13 protein-coding genes are annotated in these 20,234 nt (G+C 72.0%); 7 read left to right on the top strand and 6 right to left on the bottom strand.

From position 1 onward, the window contains the following. Window positions 1-74: 74 nt before the first annotated feature. Window positions 75-944, bottom strand: a complete 870-nt coding sequence (locus tag CIW48_RS04655) for an aldo/keto reductase family oxidoreductase (RefSeq protein ID WP_149309507.1) — start codon at window positions 942-944, stop codon at window positions 75-77. Window positions 945-1,036: 92 nt separating this feature from the next. Between CIW48_RS04655 and CIW48_RS04660 the strand changes: the two genes are divergently transcribed. Then, window positions 1,037-1,957, top strand: a complete 921-nt coding sequence (locus CIW48_RS04660; protein WP_149309509.1) for a LysR family transcriptional regulator — start codon at window positions 1,037-1,039, stop codon at window positions 1,955-1,957. Here the strand turns inward: CIW48_RS04660 and CIW48_RS04665 are convergent. Together CIW48_RS04665 and CIW48_RS04670 are read right to left on the bottom strand one after the other, a co-directional pair. Then, on the bottom strand, window positions 1,941-5,156 hold the full coding sequence (locus CIW48_RS04665; protein WP_149309511.1) for an autotransporter domain-containing protein: 3,216 nt from the start codon (window positions 5,154-5,156) through the stop codon (window positions 1,941-1,943). The two genes, CIW48_RS04660 and CIW48_RS04665, sit on opposite strands and share 17 nt — an antisense overlap. A 409-nt stretch (window positions 5,157-5,565) precedes the next feature. Continuing rightward, a complete protein-coding gene (locus tag CIW48_RS04670; RefSeq protein ID WP_149309513.1) occupies window positions 5,566-7,332 on the bottom strand; it encodes a methanol/ethanol family PQQ-dependent dehydrogenase in 1,767 nt (588 codons plus the stop codon). A 402-nt stretch (window positions 7,333-7,734) separates the two neighbouring features. Between CIW48_RS04670 and CIW48_RS04675 the strand changes: the two genes are divergently transcribed. Then, window positions 7,735-9,396 (top strand): HAMP domain-containing methyl-accepting chemotaxis protein, encoded by a 1,662-nt coding sequence (locus CIW48_RS04675; protein ID WP_246695122.1) that lies wholly within the window; start codon window positions 7,735-7,737, stop codon window positions 9,394-9,396. A 72-nt stretch (window positions 9,397-9,468) separates the two neighbouring features. On the opposite strand, the gene CIW48_RS04680 is transcribed toward CIW48_RS04675, so the two are convergent. Further along, window positions 9,469-10,065: a TIGR00730 family Rossman fold protein gene (locus tag CIW48_RS04680; protein ID WP_149309515.1), complete on the bottom strand. Its 597-nt coding sequence runs from the start codon at window positions 10,063-10,065 to the stop codon at window positions 9,469-9,471. Window positions 10,066-10,292: 227 nt separating this feature from the next. On the opposite strand from CIW48_RS04680, the gene CIW48_RS04685 reads away from it, so the two are divergent. After that, a complete protein-coding gene (locus tag CIW48_RS04685; RefSeq protein ID WP_149309720.1) occupies window positions 10,293-11,780 on the top strand; it encodes a LysM peptidoglycan-binding domain-containing protein in 1,488 nt (495 codons plus the stop codon). 271 nt (window positions 11,781-12,051) lie between these two features. On the opposite strand, the gene CIW48_RS04690 is transcribed toward CIW48_RS04685, so the two are convergent. Further along, window positions 12,052-13,386, bottom strand: coding sequence for a PLP-dependent aminotransferase family protein (locus CIW48_RS04690; protein ID WP_149309517.1), 1,335 nt, complete (start codon window positions 13,384-13,386; stop codon window positions 12,052-12,054). 104 nt (window positions 13,387-13,490) lie between these two features. On the opposite strand from CIW48_RS04690, the gene CIW48_RS04695 reads away from it, so the two are divergent. From CIW48_RS04695 to CIW48_RS04705, 3 genes are all read left to right on the top strand, one after another. Continuing rightward, entirely contained in the window at window positions 13,491-13,691 is a 201-nt protein-coding gene (locus CIW48_RS04695; protein ID WP_149309519.1) for a translation initiation factor IF-2, read from the top strand. Between the two features lie 84 nt (window positions 13,692-13,775). After that, on the top strand, window positions 13,776-15,698 hold the full coding sequence (locus CIW48_RS04700) for an ABC transporter ATP-binding protein/permease (RefSeq protein WP_149309521.1): 1,923 nt from the start codon (window positions 13,776-13,778) through the stop codon (window positions 15,696-15,698). A gap of 72 nt (window positions 15,699-15,770) precedes the next feature. Then, a complete protein-coding gene (locus CIW48_RS04705) occupies window positions 15,771-16,007 on the top strand; it encodes a hypothetical protein (RefSeq protein WP_149309523.1) in 237 nt (78 codons plus the stop codon). A gap of 46 nt (window positions 16,008-16,053) precedes the next feature. Here CIW48_RS04705 and CIW48_RS04710 read toward each other — a convergent pair whose 3' ends face one another. Next, on the bottom strand, window positions 16,054-16,959 hold the full coding sequence (locus CIW48_RS04710) for an NAD(P)-dependent oxidoreductase (protein WP_149309525.1): 906 nt from the start codon (window positions 16,957-16,959) through the stop codon (window positions 16,054-16,056). Between the two features lie 1,029 nt (window positions 16,960-17,988). Here CIW48_RS04710 and thrS point away from each other — a divergent pair. After that, window positions 17,989-20,016, top strand: a complete 2,028-nt coding sequence (gene thrS, locus CIW48_RS04715) for a threonine--tRNA ligase (RefSeq protein WP_149309528.1) — start codon at window positions 17,989-17,991, stop codon at window positions 20,014-20,016. Window positions 20,017-20,234 lie beyond the last annotated feature (218 nt).

A 20,234-nucleotide genomic window follows, 5' to 3' on the forward strand; every position in this document is an offset into this window, starting at 1 on the left:
GCAGCGGAGGCCTCGAAGGAGGCCTCCGCTGCGCTCGCACCTCAGGATGAGGGCGCGGTTTGGACCTTCGTCCCTCACGCCGCCCCGATCCGATCCAGCGCCGCCATGGCGGCGTCCGGGAGCGCGAGCTCCGCCGCCGCGAGGTTCTCGCGCAGGTGGCCGAGCGAGGACGTCCCCGGGATCAGCAGGATGTTGGGCGACCGGCGCAGCAGCCACGCGAGCGCCACCTGCATCGGCGTCGCCCCGAGCCCGGCCGCCACCTCCGACAGGGTATCCGACTGCAGCGGGCTGAACCCACCCAGCGGGAAGAACGGCACGTAGGCGATACCGGCCGCTGCCAGATCATCGATGAACGCGTCGTCGCCTCGATGGGCGAGGTTGTACTGGTTCTGCACGCAGACGATGTCGGTGATCCGGCGCCCGTCCGCGACCTGGCGCGGCGTGGCGTTGCTCAGGCCGATCCGGCGGATCAGCCCCTTCCGCTGCAGCTCCGCCAAAACCGTAAGCGGCGCCTCGATCGAGCCCTCCGCGGGGCCGTGGACGTCGAACATCAGGCGCAGGTTGACCACGTCGAGGGCGTCGACGCCGAGATTGCGCAGGTTGTCGTGGACCGCCTGGGTCAGTTCCTCGGCCGAGAACGCCGGGTTCCACGAGGCGTCGACCCCGCGCCTGGCGCCGACCTTGGTGACGATCACGAGATCGTCCGGGTAGGGGTGCAGCGCCTCGCGGATGATCTGGTTGGTGACGTGCGGCCCGTAGAAGTCGCTGGTGTCGATGTGGTCGACGCCCGCGGCCACGGCGTCCCGGAGCACCGCGACCGCGGCGGCGCGGTCCTTGGGCGGCCCGAACACGCCCGGCCCGGCGAGCTGCATGGCCCCGTAGCCCAGGCGCTTCACGGTGCGGTCGCCGAGCTGGAAGGTCCCGGCCTGCGCGAGATCGGTCATGGCAAATCTCCTGTTGGTGCCCCGGATGTAGACGCCCGTTTTTGCGCCGATAAGCCGTGACAATCGGCACGGCCTGTGCGGATTCTCGAACGATGCCCCAGGATCTCACGGACCTCGCCGCCTTCGTGACCGTGGCGCGGGCCGGCGGCTTCCGCGACGGCGCCCGGGCGAGCGGCGGGAGCGCGTCGAGCCTCAGCGAGGCGGTGCGCCGGCTGGAGGCGGGGCTCGGCGTGCGCCTCCTGAACCGCACCACCCGCAGCGTCGCGCCGACCGAGGCCGGCGCCCGCCTGCTGGAGCGGCTCGGCCCGGCGCTCGCCGAGGTGGAATCCGCCCTCGACGTGGTGAACGGGTTCCGCGACCGCCCGGCGGGTACGCTCCGGCTCAACGTGCCGCTCAGCGCCGCCCGGCTGGTGCTGCCGGCCCTCGTGCCGCCCTTCCTGGCGGCCTACCCGGAGATCCGCCTGGAGGTGGTCGTCGAGGACGGGTTCGTGGACGTGCTGGCGGCGGGCTGCGACGCCGGCATCCGCTACGACGAGCGGCTGGAGCAGGACATGATCGCCGTGCCGATCGGCCCGCGGCGGCAGCGCTTCGCCACCGCGGCGTCGCCCGCCTATCTCGACCGGCGCGGCCGGCCGGGCCATCCGCGGGACCTCCTCGACCATGCCTGCCTGCTCGGCCGGTTCCCCAGCGGCGCCCTGACGGCGCCCTGGGAGTTCGAACGGGCCGGCGCGATCATCCGGGTGGACCCGTCCGGGCCGCTGATCGTGCGCGTCGGCGCCAGCGACCTCGCGGTGGCGGCGGCGGTCGCCGGCTCGGGGATCGTCCACCTGTTCGAGGATTGGCTGCGCCCGCATCTCAAGAGCGGCGCCCTGGAGCCGGTGCTGGAACCCTGGTGGCAGGAATTTTCCGGGCCGTTCCTCTACTATCCGGGCCGGCGGCACCTGCCGGCGCCGCTGCGCGCCTTCGTGGATTTCGTCGGCGCGCAGGCGTCGCGTGCTAGAACCGGAGGGTGAAGTTGCCCTTCACGGCCTGGTCCTGGGCTCTGCTGCCGGTCTGGCCCGTGTAGGCCACGCCCAGGCTCGCGTTCGGCGCCACCGCCAGATCCAGCCCGACCTGCGCCACCAGCGCGTCCCGGTCGATCGGCACGCCCGCGCTCAGGAAGGCCGGGCCCGTGCCGAAGTGCAGCAAGGCCGTCGGCACCACGTCGCCGAACGCCCGCCGGTAGCCCACAAGACCCCGCAGCGTCACCGGCAGGCTCAAGCCCAGATCCAGGCTCGTCTGCGCCCGAACCCCCACCGTCGCCGCGCCGAGATCGTAGTCCCGGGCGAGGCTCGCCAGCGCCGCAGCGCCCCCGGTCTCCGCGAAGGCGCCGCGCCGGATGCCCACATACGCCCCGCCCACGAACGGCTCGACAAAGCTCGCCGCCGGCTGCACCGCCACCGCGCCCCCGTCTTTCGACAGCGGTGCCGCGACCGCCGGCGTGCCCAGCGCGATCGCCCAGCCGATCTCTCCGAAACCCTGCACCGTGTAGCCGCCGCCGTGCCCGCTCAGCGTGTCGGACAGCCCGTACAGCACCGCCCGCCGGGTGCGCGTGTCGGTATCGGCGTAGACCGCGCCCAGCCGCAGCGACAGCGGGCCGAGTTCGTAGCCGCCGTAGACGCCGCCGAAGCCGCTCTTCAGCGTCGCGCTCTCCGCGCGGCTCGTGCCGCCTACCCGGCCGGCGCTGTCGAGATAGGCTTCGGTGTAGCCGCCGACCACGCCGACGCGCAGCCCGCGGCCCAGCCGCAGATCCGAGCCCGCGGCGAAGCCCGCGATCTGCCGGTCGAGGTCGAAGGCGTTGCCGCCGCCATCGGCCGTGCCGAAGGACCCGAAGCCCTGGCCCCAGAGCCCGAAGACCTGTGGGTCGAGAACCTGCACCGGCACGTTCGCCACCAGCGGCGGCCGGCCGGGCAGGTCGGCCGTGTCGGCGGCCGGCAGGGTGCCGTAGTCGAGGCCGGTGCCGGCGCTGCCCCAGCGCAGGCGGTCGAGCACCGCCTCGCGCACGAAGAAGGCGGTCTCGTAGGCGGTGGACACGGTGCCGGCGTGGATGTCGCCGGAGAGGGCGCGGAAGGCGCTGCCGGCCTCGCTCGTGGTGAAGGCGACCGCCGCGTCGGTGAGCCGACTCGGGCCGGCGGCCTGGACCGCATTGGCGGCGGCCGCGCCGTTGCGGGAGGTGGCGCTGGCCGCGAAGGGCACGTCGTTGCGGGTCAGCGTCAGGTCGACCGCGTCGGTCCGGTAGCGCAGGCCCGGGCTGAGGAAGGCGAGGTTGGCCGTCACGCCGGCGAACTGGCCCGAGACGCCGCCGGCGGCCGACAGGATCGTGTAGGTGGTGCGCGGGTTGTAGGCGCCGGAGGCGGCGCGCACGTCGACGGTGCCGCCCGACAGGGTGGCGGTACCGGTGGCGGCGATCTTGTCGGCCTGGCCGGCGGCGTTGGCCTCGACCCCGTAGGTGGAGCCGGCCGCGAAGGCGACATTGCCGGCGACGGTGAGCGTGCCGATGGAATTGCCCGGCGCCACGGTGCCGCCCGCGAGCACGCGGATCCCGCCCACAGTGCCCGAGCCGCCCAGTCCCGCCCCCTGTCGCACCGTCACGAGCGAGTTGGCGAGGGAGCCGTTCACGACGAGCTGCCCCGCCTCGACCGCGGTGGCACCGGTCAGCGTGCTGATGCCCGTGAGGGTGAGGGCGCCCGAATTGGTCTTGGCCAGGGTCCCGGAGCCCGCGATGGCGTTGGCCATCGTCCCGTCGACGGATTGGTCCACCACGAGCGCCGCGTTGTCGAGGATCGCGCCTGTGCCGAAGGCGCCGGCGTGGCCGACCAGCGTCCCGCCACCGATCGTGGTGCCGCCCGCGTAGGTGTTGGCGCCGGTCAGCACCAGCGCTCCGCTGCCGAGCTTCACGAGGCTGCCCGCGCCGCCGATGTCGTTCCGCCAGACGTCGTAGGCCGAGAACCCGCCCTTGGCGGCGTCCAGGGTGACGGTGACCGTTCCGTTGAAGGCGCCGTAGCCGTCGGCGGCGGCGAACAGGTTGATGCGGTCGTAGCCCATGCCGTTGTCGAGGAAGCCGCCGGACGGCAATTCGGTGGTCGCGATCACGTCGCGACGCTGCGCCGCCGTGAGATAGGGGAAGCGGGTGGCGAGCAGCGCCTCCGCGCCGGCCGGGACCACCGGCGCCTGGTCCGTGGGCCCGACCGGCGGCAGGCCGTAGGTCAGGCGCGCCGTGTACGCGGCCTTGTTGCGCGCGTAATCGGAGAAGCGGTCGGTGGCGGGATCCACGGGCGCGTGGGCGCACCGCTCCAGCGGGCCGCCGCAGGCCTGGCTCAGGTAGCTCTGCGCCTGCGCGAAGGCCTCGCCCAGCAGGGCCGCGTTCGCGGGATCGTTGAGCGCCCGGATGGCGAAGTAGGTCGCCAGCACGCGGCCGCCGATCACGTCGGTTGGCGAATGCATGCCCGCCTCGATCCGGTCGTCGCCGAGCTCGCTCGCGCGGGTGAGCAGTTCCTGGAACCGCTGCGGCACGGCGTAGGCCAGGGCGAGGGCCGAGAGGTAGGCGGCGTTGGTGTGGCCGCTCGGGAAGCCGCCATCCGAGGCCGGATTCGGGCTCTTCTCCGGCACCAGGGAGGGTGGCACGACGAAGCCGAGGCTCTGGCCGTTCAGGCTCTGCCGCCAGGGGCGCAGATAGCTGTAGGCGTCCTTGGCCGCGGTGGTGGAGGCGTTGGTCCGGAACGTGTTGACCAGCTGCACGACCTTCCCGAGGGGCGAGGTCGTCACGCCGGCTCCCGTGCCCTGGTCGACATACTGCACGCGCGCCGTGGTCGCGTCGAAGGCGGGGATCGTGGTGGTCGCGCCCGATCCCACCAGATAGGCCTGGGTCAGCGGGCCGAGGCCGTCGATGACGCTGTAGCTCTGGTTGCGGCGGTCGTCGTAATAGGCGGCGATCTCCTGCGCGAGGGTCCGCTCCCGTGCCCGTTCGGCGACGATCTGGATGTTGCGCAGCAGGAGGGGCCCCCCAAGGGCCGTGGGCGACCCGGTGTCGTAGGTCCGCCCGGGAATCCAGATCCGGCCGAAGCCCGACAGGATGTCGACGCCGTTGCCGGTGCCGGATGTCTGCGCCTGTGCTCCCGAACCGAGCATCGCGACCGTCAAAGCGGCGATGGAGACCCCGTGTCCCAGTTTCATGATGCGCTCCCGAACGCCGCTCGACCCGGCCGGGCGCGACGTATCCGAGATCACGGGTGACGATCCGTCATAGTTCAGTCACAACACGACGTACTTCCGCTCCGTAACTTCGGGGCAACACTCTATGAGCCGGCTTATTTGTGCCGATTTGACTTCAACATCGCTGCCGTTATTGCCGATGATATTCTACATCAGCAAACGTGATCGCGCACCGTGGCTGCACATCGCGGCCTGACCGCGCGCGAAGAGCCGCTGCCGGGGGGCTGCACGGGGCCGACGGTCGAGCGCCAGCATCTGCGCTGAACCGAGGGGTGGCGCGAGCCGAGAGGCGTGGCGCGAGCCGCCATGTCCCCGCGGACGCGAATCGCTCGGCCGATCGCGCAGACGGCACGAGGGCCCGTGCCCCGGCTCACTCCGGCAGCCCGAACACCGTGAGCTGGCCGCCCGGCGCCGTGTATTGCGACAGGGCCGCGTAGCCGCCGACCGCCCCCGAGCCGTCGGCGGGATCGGTGAGCCCGGCCGCCAGCCCGATCCCGGCCCAGCCGCCGACGCCCGAGAGCACCGCCACGTATTGCTTTCCGTCGTGCAGGTAGGTGGTGACGTTGCCGACGATGCCGGACGGCGTCTTGAACCGGTAGAGTTCGTGCCCGTCCCGGGCATCGACCGCCTTCAGGTAGCCTTCGAGGGTGCCGTAGAAGACCACGTTGCCCGCGGTGGCGAGCGCCCCGGACCAGACCGAGAAGGGTTCCGGGATCGTCCAGGCGATCCGGCCCCGGGCGCCGTCCCAGGCGATGAACGCCCCGGTCCGGCCCGAAGCCTCGGGCGGGTGCAGGGTCAGGGTCGCGCCGACATAGGGCTGGCCGGGCGTGTAGGTGACGCGGAACGCCTCGTAATCCATGCACATGTGGTTGGTCGGCACGTAGAACAGGCGCGTCTTGGGCGAGTAGGCGGCGGGCTGCTGGTTCTTGGCGCCGAGCGCGCCGGGGCAGATGTTCTTGGTGGTCTCGTCCTCGTCGGCCTCGCCCGGCGCATAGCTTTTGTCGACCAGAGGGCGGCCGTAGCCCGGCGCGGCCGGATCCATCTCGACCCGGCTGGCCCAGTTGACCGTGGGGTCGAACTTCTCCGCCACCAGCAATTCGCCCGTGGCGCGGTCCAGCGTGTAGCCGAAGCCGTTCCGGTCGAAATGGGTCAGCACCTTGCGGGGCCGGTCACCGATCACCTGCTCGGTGAGGATCATCTCGTTGACGCCGTCATAGTCCCACTGGTCGTGGGGGGTCATCTGGTAGACCCAGCGGGCCATTCCGGTGTCGGCGTCGCGGGCGATGATCGCCATGGACCAGCGGTTGTCGCCCGGGCGCTGGGCCGGGTTCCAGGTCGAGGGATTGCCGGTGCCGTAATAGACGAGGTTCAAATCCGGGTCGTAGGAGAACCAGCCCCAGCTGCAGGCGCCGCCGGTCCGCCACTGGTCGCCCGCCCAGCTCTTCAGGGAGGAATCCTTGCCGATCGGGCGCCCCAGCTCGGTTGTCGTCTCCGGATCGACCAGCATGTCGGCATCCGGCCCGGTGGCGTAGGCGCGCCAGAGCCGCTTGCCCGTCGCCTGATCGTAGGCGGTGACGTGGCAGCGCGCCCCGTACTCGCCCCCCGCCAGCCCGACGATGAGCTTGCCGTGCACCGGCAGGACCGTGGCGGTGTTGGTCTCGCCCCGGTTCGGATCGCCGTTCTTCACCGACCACAGCACCCGGCCGGTCTCCGGATCGAGCGCCACCACGGTGGTGTCGGCCTGCTGCAGGAACAGCCGTCCGTCCGCGTAGGCCAGCCCGCGCGAGACCGTGTCGCAGCACATCACCGCGATCACGCCGGCGTCCTGCCGCGGCGCGTAGCGCCACAGGATCTTCCCGCCCTGGTCGAGGTCGAGGGCGTAGACCACGTTGGGGAACGGCGTGTGCACAACCATCACGTGTCCGACCACGATCGGCGCGCCCTCATGGCCGCGCAGCACGCCGGTGGAGAAGGTCCAGGCGACCTTGAGGCGGCCGACATTGCCGGCATTGATCCGGTCGAGATCGGAATAGCGGGTGTTGGCGTAGTCCAGGGTCTGGAGGACCGGCCCCGGGTCGGCCGATGCCCCGCCGGCGAGGCAGGCGAGCGGCAGGGCCGCGAGGAGGGAAGCGCGCATCCTGAACCATTCCTCGTCCGAGGCGGGAGCCGGCGGCCTCTTACACCGGATGCCGGGCATCCGCCCGCACGTCGGACCCGGCCGACATCGCCGACGCACCGCCGCGTCGCCCGCCGAGCCTTTCCGGCAGCGCGGGCGACGCCGCGCCCTCCATGTCGGTGCTCGGAGGCAGCGCGCATTCGCAAGAAGGGTTAAATATTTCTTGTCGGACAATATTGTCTGGAATAATTACAGCTCATCCGCTATGTTTTGCGCCATTATTCGCATATTATGCCGAAAATATAACTTTTTATCCAAGGTCATGAAGCAAAACGTGATCGGCATTCCTTGAATTTTCTCAAAAAGACGATGACTTGCGCTGCGCGATCGGCGATGTTCCCTGTCCGCGACGGGGGATGAACGGTGACACTCAAGTTCAAGATCGGCACGAAGGTCACCATCGCCGCGGTGACGGCCTGCCTTCTGGTCCTCGGCATGATCGCCAACCAATGGTTCAGCGCACAGCCCATGGTCGGCAACATCGCGGCGATCAGCCGCGAGCAGACGATCCTGAACGGGATCGTGGGTGCGCAGCTCGCGATGGCCCGGATGCGCGACGCCCTGCACAGCCTCGAAGCCCGGCCCGCGGACAGGCTCGACGAAGCGGCCACGAGGGAACTCGACCAGATCGCCCGTCCGGCCGCCGAAGGCCTCGATCGCCCGATCGCCATCGCGCTCAAGCCCGACGTGCTCAGGCGGACCCAGGAGGGGCTGCTGCGTTACGCCGGCGACGCCCGGTCCTACCTGACGGAGAGGCAGCCGGAGGCCCGGGCAAAGGCGCGCAGGGCGCTCGGCGAGATCGAGGCCGCGGCCGACGGGGTCATCGGCGAATCGATCAGGAACGCGCAGTCCTTCACGGCGGGCGCGACCGAGGCCGCCCTGGCCCAGGCCGATGCGGCGAGCTGGCGCGGCCTGATCATCGGGCTGGTCGGCCTCGCCGTCGTGCTGGCGTCGGCGCTGCTGATGATCTTCGGCGTCTCCCGCCCGATCCGCCGGATCGGCGAGGTGCTGCTCGGCATCGCCGACGGCCGGAGCGACGTCGCGATTCCCTACACCGAGCGCTTCGACGAGATCGGCGAGACGGCGCGGTCCGCCCGGGTGTTCCGGGACAACCTGATCCGCAGCCGCACCCTCGGGGCGGAGGCCGCCGAGGCCCGCACCGAGGCCGAGGCGCGGCGCAAATCCGCGATGCAGGCGATCGCCGACGGGTTCGAGCGCACGGTCGGCGGGATCATCCGGGTGGTCTCGGACGCCGCCACCGAATTGCAGGCCACCGCCGAGAGCATGACCGGCACGGCCAACGAGACGGCGATGAAATCGGCCACCGTCGCCTCGGCGGCGGCGGCCGCATCGACCAACGTCCAGACGGTGGCTTCCGCGGCCGAGCAGCTCGGCTCGTCGGTCTCCGAGATCGGCCGGCAGGTGACCGGCTCGGCGGACCTGGCACAGGGTGCCGTGAGCGAGGCCGACCGGACCGCCCAATCCGTGCAGGCGCTGAGCGCCGCGGCGACCCGGATCGGCGACGTGGTCGGGCTGATCTCGAACATCGCCGGGCAGACCAACCTGCTGGCGCTCAACGCCACCATCGAGGCGGCGCGGGCCGGCGAGGCCGGGCGTGGCTTCGCGGTGGTCGCCACCGAGGTCAAGGAACTGGCGAACCAGACGGCCAAGGCCACAGACGAGATCGCCGCGCAGATCGGGCAGATCCAGGGGGCGACCACCGAGGCGGTGGCGGCAATCGGTTCGATCACCGGACGGATCCGCGAGATCAACAGCGTCGCCACCAGCATCGCCACGGCGGTCGAGGAGCAATCGGCGGCGACGCAGGAGATCGTCCGCAACGTCGCGGAGGCGGCGGCCGGGACCGGGGCGGTCACCGCCACCATCACGGGCGTGGCCGATGCCGCCGAGGGGACCGGGGCGGCGGCCACGCAGGTCCTCGCCTCGGCCTCGGCCCTGTCCGGCCACGCCGAGCGGCTCGGCGCCGAGGTCCAGCGCTTCATCGCCGACGTGCGCGCAGCCTGATCGCGCCGGCATCGGGGGTTCGGGGCGGCCCGCGCCGCGCACGCCGCCCCCTTCCGCCTCTCAAATCCGCGGCTACATCCGCTGCTGGACGATGGTCTCGGCCTGGGGATCCGGCTCGTGGCCGGCCTGGCGGAGCATTGGCACCACTTCGGCCGCCTCGCGGGCGACGAGGTAGCTGAGATCGAGCCCCTCGCGGATGAAGCCGTGGCCGCGCATGTGCTCGAACAGGGCGAGCAGCGGCGACCAGAACTCGGCGACCGAGACCAGCACCACGGGCTTGCGGTGCCGCCCGAGCTGCGCCCAGGTCAGCTGCTCGACGAGTTCCTCCAGGGTGCCGATGCCGCCCGGCAGGGTCACGAAGGCGTCCGAGCGCTCGAACATCAGGCGCTTGCGGGTGTGCATGTCGGACACCACCACGGTCTCCTGGATGTCCGCCAGCATGTGCTCGCGCGCCTGGAGGAAATCCGGGATGATGCCGGTGACGTGGCCGCCGGCGGCGAGCGCCGCACGCGCCACCGTGCCCATCAGCCCAACATCGCCGCCGCCATAGACGAGGCCCATCCCGGCCTGCGCGACCGCGGTGCCGAGGGTCTCGGCCGCCGCGCGGAAGGCCGGGTCGCGACCGAAGCCGGAGCCGCAATAGACACAGACTGTCCTCACCGGGGCCATCCGGCGCCCTCCTCGCGCGTCCGTTGCGAGCCGTCCAGAACGAGCCCCGCAACCGGCACTCCACGTGCCAAACTGCTGAATTCGCGGGGGATTCACCCGCCTGGGCGGCGGGACGGCTTGGTGTCGGGACCATGTACGGTATTATGGGCGGCGCCGTCGACGGTTTTCGCGCGGGCGCAGGGCCCGCCCGACGGGCGGCGGCAGGATCAGGGGAGGCCTTCGTGGCGATGTCGAGACAGGTGCGGCGCAGTCTCGCCCTGGCGCTCGCCGGTCTCCTCGGCGGACTCGGACTCGTGCTGGCGCTGTTCGGCGGCGACTCCCTGCGGCGCCTCACCGGCCGCTCCGGCCCGGCGACGTCCGCACCGTCGGTGCCGAGCGGCAGCCTGCGCAGCCTCGCCGATCCGGGCGCCCAGGCCGGCCGCCCCGATCCGGCGATCGATTTCCGCGACGACAAGCCGGGCCGGGCGAGCCCGGCGCCGGGCACCATGGCCGCGCTCCCGCCGGATCCCCGCATCGCCGCGCCCGGCGCATCGCAGGCCGGGCCCGGCCCGGGCGCGGATTCGCGCCTGCCGGACGCGGCCGAGGCGCCGCGCTTCGACATCGTCCGCATCGAGCCGAACGGCGATGCCGTGGTCGCCGGCCGCGGCGCACCGGACGCCGCGATCGAGATGCTGGTCGACGGCAAGCCCGTGGCCCGGGCCAAGGCCGACGCCAACGGCCAGTTCGCGATCGTGCCGCCGGCCCTGCCGGCGGGCGCCAGCACCCTGCGCCTGCGCATGACCGGCGTGGACGGACGCGCGACCGAGTCGCAGCAGAGCGTCGCGGTGGACGTCGCCCCTGGACGGGACCGCCAGCCCCTCGTGGCCCTGACCGCCCCGGACGCCGCGACCGTCGTGCTGTCGCAGCCTGGCGCGACGGCCGACGCCAAGGTCGGCTCGAAGGTCGGCCCCGAGCCTGGCCCCAAGCCTGGTCCCAAGACTGGTCCCAAGCCCGGCGCCGAACCCGGCGGCAGGAATACCGGTGGCGCGCCGACGCCGCGGCCGGCCGGGACGGGAGAGAACCGCGAGGCCGCGGCGTCCGGGTCGGCGACGACCCGGATCGTCAGCGTGGACGTGCAGGGGAACGGCCGCCTGTTCGTGACGGCCACCGGCACACCGGGAGCGCGGATCCGGCTCTACCTCAACGACACGCTGGTCGCCCCGGGCAGCATCGGGCCGGACGGACGGGCGAGTTTCACGATCGGGCGCGGGCTCAAGCCTGGCCAGTATCAGGTGCGGATCGACCAGGTCGATCCGGCCACCGGCAAGGTCGCCAGCCGCGCGGCGGTTCCCCTGTCGGTGCCGGAGCCGACGCAGGTTGCCGCCCGGGAGACCGCCGAGCCCGCACCGTCGCCCGCCCAAAGCGGGGTGCGCGATCAGGGCACGCGGGAGGGTGCCGATCGGGACCGGCCGGCCGCGGCATCGCCCCCGGCCGCCGCCTCGAACGCCCAGGTGGCCGACATGGCGGGGCCGAACCAGGTCGGCGCGGTGTTCGTGCCGGAGATCAGCACCGCCCGGATCACCCGCGGCGACAATCTCTGGCGGATCAGCCAGCGCACCTACGGCCGCGGCGAGCGCTACACGGTGATCTACGACGCCAACCAGAACCAGATTCGTGATCCGGACCTGATCTATCCGGGCCAGATCTTCGTGCTGCCCACCGACAAGCGCGGTTGAGCGGCTTGGGCCACCGCCGGGCCACCGCGAGGCCTGCCACGGGTGCCCGACACGGCGGATCCCGGAGCCGCGCCCTCATCCTGAGGTGCCCGCGCGAGCGGCCCTCCAAGGAGGGCTAAGGAGAGTTCCGGACGGCGCGCGATCCCTGGCAGCCTCCTTCGAGGCGGGTTCGCCGCACCTCAGGATGAGGTCCCGGGTTGGACGACACCCTGTGGACGGGCCGGTCGGGGGCACCTGAAGGATCGAGCGCGAGATCCGTCGAGGGCCCCGCCTACTCCACCACCTGATCGTCGCCCGCGAAGGCCAGGCGGCGCAGGCTGCGCAGTGCCCGGTCGAGCTCCTCCCGGGACGGCGAGGCCAGGGCGAGGCGCACGGCGTTCGGCGCGTGACCGGGATGGACCGCGAAGGCCGAGGCCGGAAGGAGGGCGATGCCCTGGCGCAGGGCCGCGGCCGCGTAGGCCTCGGCCCGCCAGGTCTCGGGGAGTTCCAGCCAGAGGTGGTAGGCTTGCGGATCGCCCACCACCCGCAGGTCGGCCAGAGCCGCCCGGGCGAGGGCCTGCCGGGCCGTCGCGTCCCGACGCTTGGCCTCAGCCAGCGCCGCGGCCGAGCCCCCCGCCATCCAATGCATGCCGGCCGCCAGCGACAGGCCCAGCACCGTCCAGGCGCCCTGGCGGACGGAGGCGGCGAGCCGGTCGGTGAGGGAAGGCGGCGCGGCGATCAGGCCGACTGTCAGCGCCGGCATCACCCGCTTCGACAGGCTGTCCACGAAGATCACCCGGTCCGGCGCGAGGCCGGCGAGCGGCGGCGCCTCGGCGAGGAAGCTGTAGACCGCGTCCTCGACGGCGGTGAGCCCGGTCCGTTCCAGCACCTCCGCCAGGGCGGCCCGGCGCGCCGGGCCCATCGTGGCGCCGAGGGGATTGTGCAGGGTCGGCTGGAGATAGACGCCGCTCAGCGGGGTGGTCCGGTGGGCCTGGAGCAGCGCCTCGGGGCAGACGCCCTCCGCATCCATGGTGAGCGGGATCAGCGCGATCCCGAGCCGCGCCGCGATGCCCTTCACCCCCGGATAGGTCAGGGGCTCGCAGCCGATCCGCTCGCCGGGCGCCGCCAGGGCCGCCAGGGCGGCGGCGAGTGCCTGCCGGCCGTTGCCGGTGAACAGGATGTCGGCGGGATCGGGGGCGTAGCCCTCCCGGGCCAGGAACTTGGCGGCGATCGCCTGCGCCGACGGCGTGCCCGCGGGCCCGTACTGGCTGAAGCCGATCTGGCCGTCGTCGCGGGCGAGCGCCGCCAGGGTCTCGGCCAGGACGGCCTCCTGCTCGGGCAGGCGCGAATGGGTCCGCTGCAGGTCGAGGGCCGCCGGGGGCGGCTCCGGCCGGAGGAGGCCGGCACGCCCCGGATCGCTGCGGACATAGGTGCCGCGCCCGACCTCGCCAGTCACGAGCCCCCGGCGGGCCAGCTCCGCGTAGACGCGGCTCGCCGTCGAGACCGCGATGCCGCGGGCATAGGCGAAGTCGCGCTGCGGCGGCAGCCGCGTGCCGGGGCGCATCCGGCCCGCCGCGATGTCGGCCGCGATCGCGTCGGCGACGGAGCGGTAATCCGCAGCTCGCATAATTGCTCCGAGGTCAATGTTTCGATTGATCCGAGTTTTGTATCGGATCAATGCTGCGCCAGCAATCCCGGCCGGACTGCATTCCCGCCACCGGATCGTCTGCGATGCCTGCCGTTACGCTGTCTTCGTCACCCGCCCTCGTTCGCCCGCGCCCGACCCCGCGCCCGTCCCTGCTCCGCACGTGGCTGCAGCGGATCCGCACGCGCCGCGCCCTGGCGGCGCTCCACCCCGACCAGGCCCGGGACGCCGGCCTCGAACCGTGGGACCTGCGCGCCGAGATCGGGAAGCCGTTCTGGCGGGCGTGAGACGGTGCCCTGCACGCAGCGCGGGTGATCCGGCGCGATCACCGGCCTATATGCGGGTCTCGCGACACGCTTCTCAGAACCCCCATGACCGACGACACCGCGCCCGCGGCCGGGCCGAAGATCCCGGCCGAGCGCCCCGGCCTGATCGCCACCTACCGGCGGCTCTGGCCGCATCTCTGGCCCCACGGGCGGCCCGATCTGCAGCGCCGGGTCTTCCTGGCCTTCGGGCTGCTGCTCGCCGCCAAGCTCGTGACCATGGTGACGCCGTTCACCTTCAAGTGGATCACCGACGCCCTGGTCGCGGCCGTCGGCGGCAAGGACGCGCCGGTGCCCACCGGCCTGCTCGCCGCGCCGATGCTGCTGATCGCCCTCTACGGCGTCTCACGGATCGCCATGTCGGCGCTGACCCAGGTGCGCGACGGGCTGTTCGCCAAGGTCGCGATGCACGCGGTGCGGCGGCTGGCGCTCCAGACCTTCGAGCACATGCACCGCCTGTCGCTGCGCTTCCACCTGGAGCGCAAGACCGGCGGCCTGACCCGGGTGCTGGAGCGCGGCCGCGCCGGCATCGAGGAATTGTCGCGCCTGATGGTGCTGACCCTGGTCCCGACCATCGTCGAGTTCGTGCTGGTGCTCGGCGTGCTGGCCTACGAGTTCAGCTGGACCTACGCGGCGACCGCCTTCCTGACAGTCGCGGCCTACCTGGCCTTCACCTACAAGGCGACCGAGTGGCGGATCGCCATCCGCCGCCGGATGAACGCGTCGGATACGGACGCCAACACCAAGGCGGTCGACTCGCTGCTCAACTACGAGACGGTCAAGTATTTCGGCGCGGAAGCCCGCGAGGCCGCCCGCTACGACGAGTCGATGGCCAAGTACGAAAAGGCCTCGACGCAGACCTACGTGTCGCTGGCGGTGCTCAATGCCGGCCAGGCGGTGATCTTCACGCTCGGCATGACCGTGGTGATGTGGCTCGCGGCGCGCGACATCCTGGCCGGGCGCACCACCATCGGCGGCTTCGTGCTCGCCAACACCATGCTGGTGCAGCTCGCGATGCCCCTCAACTTCATGGGCATGATCTACCGCGAGATCAAACAGGCGCTGATCGACATCGACGACATGTTCCGCATCCTCGGGCAGAACCCCGAGATCGCCGACCGACCGGGCGCCGCTCCGCTCGCCGTGGCGGGCGGAACGGTGCGGTTCGCGGATGTCCGCTTCGCCTACAATCCCGAGCGGCCGATCCTGCGCGGCGTCTCCTTCGAGATCCCGGCGGGCCAGACGGTGGCGGTGGTGGGGCCCTCGGGCGCCGGCAAGTCGACGCTCTCGCGCCTGCTGTTCCGGTTCTACGAGCCGTCGGCCGGCCGGATCAGCATCGACGGGCAGGACATCGCCGCAGTGACGCAGGCGAGCCTGCGGGCGGCGATCGGCATGGTCCCGCAGGACACGGTGCTGTTCAACGACACGATCGGCTACAACATCCGCTACGGCCGCGCCGACGCCACCGACGCGGAGCTGCGCGAGGCGGCCCGGCTCGCCCAGATCGACCGCTTCGTGTCGAGCCTGCCGGAGGGCTACGACACGCCGGTGGGCGAGCGCGGCCTGAAGCTCTCGGGCGGCGAGAAGCAGCGGGTCGCGATTGCCCGGACCATCCTGAAGGCGCCGCCGATCCTGGTGCTCGACGAGGCGACCTCGGCGCTCGATTCCTTCACGGAGGCCGAGATCCAGTCGGCTCTGGACCGGGTCAGCCGCGGCCGCACCACCCTGGTCATCGCCCACCGCCTGTCCACGGTGGTCAATGCCGACGCGATCCTGGTCCTCGATCACGGCCGAATCGTCGAGCGCGGCACCCACGCCGAATTGCTGGAGGCCGGGGGCGTCTACGCGGCGCTGTGGGATCGCCAGCGGGAGGCCGACGCCGCCCTGGAGGTGCTCCAGCGCGCCGACGCGCCGGTGCTCCCGCCCCGGTCGGGCCACGCCGCCGTGCCGGAGACCGAGGCCGCGGAGTGACCGGGAGGCCACACGTGTAGAGCGCAGTCCAGGCGGAACGCAACCCGAGGCGGTAAGCGCGGTTTTCCGGTTATGCCGCTCTTCTACCTGCACATCCGGCACGGTCAGTGGCGGGTCGAGGATCTCGACGGCTCCGACCTGCCCGGCCTCGACGCCGCCCGCAGCGAGGCCGAGCGCTCCGCCCGGTCGCTCTTGGAGATCCAGCGGGTCGACGGCGCGGTGCTGGCCGGGCAGTCGTTCGAGATCGCCGACGCGTCGGGTCAGGTCCTGGCGGTGGTGCCGCTGAAGGACGTGCTCGAGCTGCCGTAAGCTCCAGGGCGCGGGTGGGACGGTCGGGATCGACCGCCCGATGCCCCTAACGCCGCGACCGCACCCGGATCCCGAGCAGGTCCTCGAACGGCAGCACCATGGCACCCTTGTCCCGGTCGCCGTGACCCTGGCGCAGGGCGGTCTGGTAGGTGGCGGTGGCGGCCGCGGTGACCGGCATCGGGAAGCCGTTCTCCGCCGCGATCGCCGCGGCGGCGACGAGGTCCTTGTAGGCCGCCCCCATCGGGTAGCCCTCGTCGAAGCGACCCTGGAGGATGCGCGGCACGAAGTACTGCGCCGCGTAGCTCCGGCTCGTACCCGTGGTGACCACCTGGGCGACCTGATCCGGGTCGAGACCCATGGCGACGGCCATCGGCAGCACCTCGGCCAGCGCCGCGATGTTGATGTCGTAGAGCACGTTGTTGATCGTCTTGGTGAGCTGGCCGGACCCGGCCGGGCCCATGTGGAGGAGGGTCGTGCCGATCCGTTCCAGGAGCGGGCGCACCCGCGCGACCGCCCCGGCCTCGCCGCCGCACATCACGGTGAGCGTTCCGGCCTCGGCGCCGGCCGGCGCCCCGGAGACGGGCGCGTCGACGAAGGACCGCCCCGTCGCCGCCACGGCGCGGCCGATCGCCAGCGCCTTGGCGTGCGCGATGGTGCTGAGATCCACCACGACCGCCCCCGGGGCGAGGCGCTCCGCCAGGGCTCCGGTCCCGAGGAGGGCCGCCTCCACCGCGTCGCCGTTCGGCAGGCACAGGAACAGCACGTCGGCGCCGGCGGCCCGACCGGGATCGGTCGTGGCGACGAGGCCCGGCGCGTCGAGGCCGGCGAGGCGAACCGGATCGGAATCGATCGCGACGAGCGTCTCGCCGTCGGAGTCCCGCTTGGCCGCGAGGTTGCGGGCGATGGGATGCCCCATCGCGCCGAGGCCGAGGAGGGCGAGGCGCGCAGCCATGCGGTTGTCCCTGTTCCGAGTGCCGGGCGCCCGCCCGTCCATGTGGGGGAGGCGCCGCGCCAGCATGTCGCCGGACGGGGCCGTCTTCCAGTCCCGGCCCCTGCCATTCGTGGGAGGCAGGTCATCCCGGGGCCGCGCAGCGGGATCCGGGATCCGGATCCGGAGGCGGCTCTGGGCCGCTCCCGATCGTGCTGCAACGGTGTGAAAGGCAGGCGCCTCCGGTCAGGACATCCGCGCCCTACCCCCTCTCCCGTGCGGGAGAGGGGACCCGCGCCGCGCTCTCACGCGTCGAGACGTCCCATCGCTCCCCGATCTTGACAATGTTCCTATTTTGTGCTTCCTAGCCGCACCTGCTCACGGCACTTCGGGAGCGATCCCGCGGCGTCCGTCATGGGGCCCGTCCGGTGGCTGACCGGGCGGGTCCGTGGGTTAGGGCGGTGCCCGCGTCGGTGGCTCTCAGCCGCCATCGCCCCGGGCGGCGAACCGGTACGGGGCGTGTCTCGGTGGCGGGCGTGAGACCGGGCGGTGCTTTTGCCCGGCGGGTGCGGAAATGCCCCCGCGCCGACCCGCTTCTGGGCCGACCCTGAGGGACCTGCGGACCCGCCCACGACGAGGCGGGACGGCTGGAAGGCCACGGCGCTGATAGCGGGTTCCGGAGGTGCGTGCGCCTCGCAGAGACCGCTTGGCAGGCAGGCGCAGGTCCGGGGCGTCGAAAGACACCGCGACGAGAAAGACGGCACCGGCCGGGGACCACGCCCGGTCGATGCCGCGGGCGCCGCGGGGATCGGATCCCGCGCGTTGACTGGCCGACACAGGGTTCCCGCGGCGTCCCGCGTCCCTCGTGATCTCCCGGGCCATGCCCCCGGCGCCAAAGGCGCGCGGGGACGATGACGCACAGCTTGAGGACGGGCTGGGGCAGGGATGCGCTGCGCGGCCGTTCCCTCGCCTAAAAAATCGGTCTACACGGCCGCTCCCCCGAAGACGCTTACCTGCCGCGTATGCAGGACTGAGCCTGGAGACGCTCGAACCATGCCGATTCTCACCTTCCCCGACGGCAATACCCGAGAGATCGCCGCCGGCACGACCGGCCGCGCCGTGGTCGAGGGCATCGCCAAGTCGCTGGCCAAGCGCACCGTCGCCATGGCGCTCGACGGCACGGTCGCCGACCTCGACGATCCGATCGACCGCGATGCCCGAATCGAGTTCCTGGACCGCACCGACCCGCGCAGTCTGGAGCTGATCCGCCACGATTGCGCGCACGTGCTCGCCGAGGCCGTGCAGGCGCTCTGGCCGGAGACGCAGGTCACGATCGGCCCGGTGATCGAGAACGGCTTCTACTACGACTTCCATCGCGAGACCCCGTTCACGCCCGAGGACTTCCCGAAGATCGAGGCGAAGATGCGCGAGATCATCGCGCGCGACGCGCCCTTCACGAAGGAAGTCTGGACGCGCGAGGACGTGCGCGGCCTGTTCGCCGGCAAGGGCGAGGGCTTCAAGGTCGAGCTGGTCGACGCGATTCCCCCGGGCGAGGACCTGAAGATCTACCGCCAGGGCGCGTGGTTCGACCTCTGCCGCGGGCCGCACATGACCTCGACCGGCAAGGTCGGCACCGCCTTCAAGCTGATGAAGGTGGCGGGCGCCTACTGGCGGGGTGATTCGAACAACCCGATGCTGACCCGCATCTACGGGACGGCCTGGGCGAACCAGGCCGATCTCGACGACTACCTGCACCGGCTGGAGGAGGCCGAGCGCCGCGACCACCGCCGGCTCGGCCGCGAGATGGACCTGTTCCACTTCCAGGAGGAGGGGCCGGGCGTCGTCTTCTGGCACGCCAAGGGCTGGACGATCTTCCAGGAGCTGATCGCCTACATGCGCCGGCGGCTGCGCGGCGACTACGCCGAGGTCAACGCCCCGCAGATCCTCGACAAGGCGCTCTGGGAGACCTCCGGCCATTGGGGCTGGTACCGGGAGAACATGTTCGCCGCGCAATCGGCCGGCGAGGAGGCCGAGGACAAGCGCTGGTTCGCCCTCAAGCCGATGAACTGCCCGGGCCACGTGCAGATCTTCAAGCACGGGCTGAAATCCTACCGCGACCTGCCCCTGCGCATGGCCGAGTTCGGCGTGGTCCACCGCTACGAGCCGTCGGGCGCCATGCACGGGCTGATGCGCGTGCGCGGCTTCACGCAGGACGACGCCCACGTCTTCTGCACCGAAGACCAGCTCGCCGACGAGTGCCTGAAGATCAACGACCTGATCCTCTCGACCTACGCGGATTTCGGCTTCGACCAGATCGTCGTGAAGCTCTCGACGCGCCCCGAGAAGCGCGTCGGCTCCGACGCCCTCTGGGACCACGCCGAGGACGTGATGACCCGGGTCCTGGCCCAGATCGAGGAGCAGTCGGCCGGCCGGATCCGGACCGCTATCAATCCGGGGGAGGGCGCGTTCTACGGGCCCAAATTCGAGTATGTGCTGCGCGACGCGATCGGCCGCGACTGGCAATGCGGCACCACGCAGGTGGACTTCAACCTGCCCGAGCGATTCGGCGCCTTCTACATCGACGCCGACGGCGCAAGGAAGCCGCCCGTGATGGTCCACCGGGCGATCTGCGGCTCGATGGAGCGCTTCACCGGTATCCTGATCGAGCATTTCGCCGGGCACTTCCCGCTCTGGCTGGCGCCCGTGCAGGTGGTGGTGGCGACGATCACCGGCGAGGCCGATCCTTACGCCCGGGACGTTATCCGCACCCTGGAGCGCGCGGGCCTGCGGGTCGAGGCGGATCTGCGCAACGAGAAGATCAACTACAAGGTCCGCGAGCACTCGCTGGCCAAGGTGCCGGTGTTGCTGGCGCTCGGCCGCCGCGAGGCGGAGGAGCGGACGGTCTCGATCCGGCGGCTCGGCAGCCAGCAGACCCGCACGCTGCCGCTGACCGAGGCCGTGGCGGCCTTCGTGGAGGAGGCGACCGCCCCGGACCTCCGCCGGGCCCAGGCGGTGGCCGAGTCGGTCCCGACCAGCGACACGGTCCTCGACGGCCATCACGGCCCGCACGACGCGCCCTGACGGCGTATCCAGGCGCCGTCATCCCGGGGCGGCACAGCAGCGCCCGGGATCCAGACGCGCCGACGTGCCAGGACATCGCACCGGTGGTGGTTCCGGTGTCCGGGCTCACCTGCGGCGCCCCGGACCGATGGGGCGAGCCGACGGCTGTGAAGCGTTGATGCCGAGACGGCGGCTCCGCTGGCGCGATGCCGGAGCCAGGCGGAGCCGGAACCCGAGCA

The organism is Methylobacterium sp. P1-11 (assembly GCF_008329595.1).
GTDB lineage: Bacteria > Pseudomonadota > Alphaproteobacteria > Rhizobiales > Beijerinckiaceae > Methylobacterium.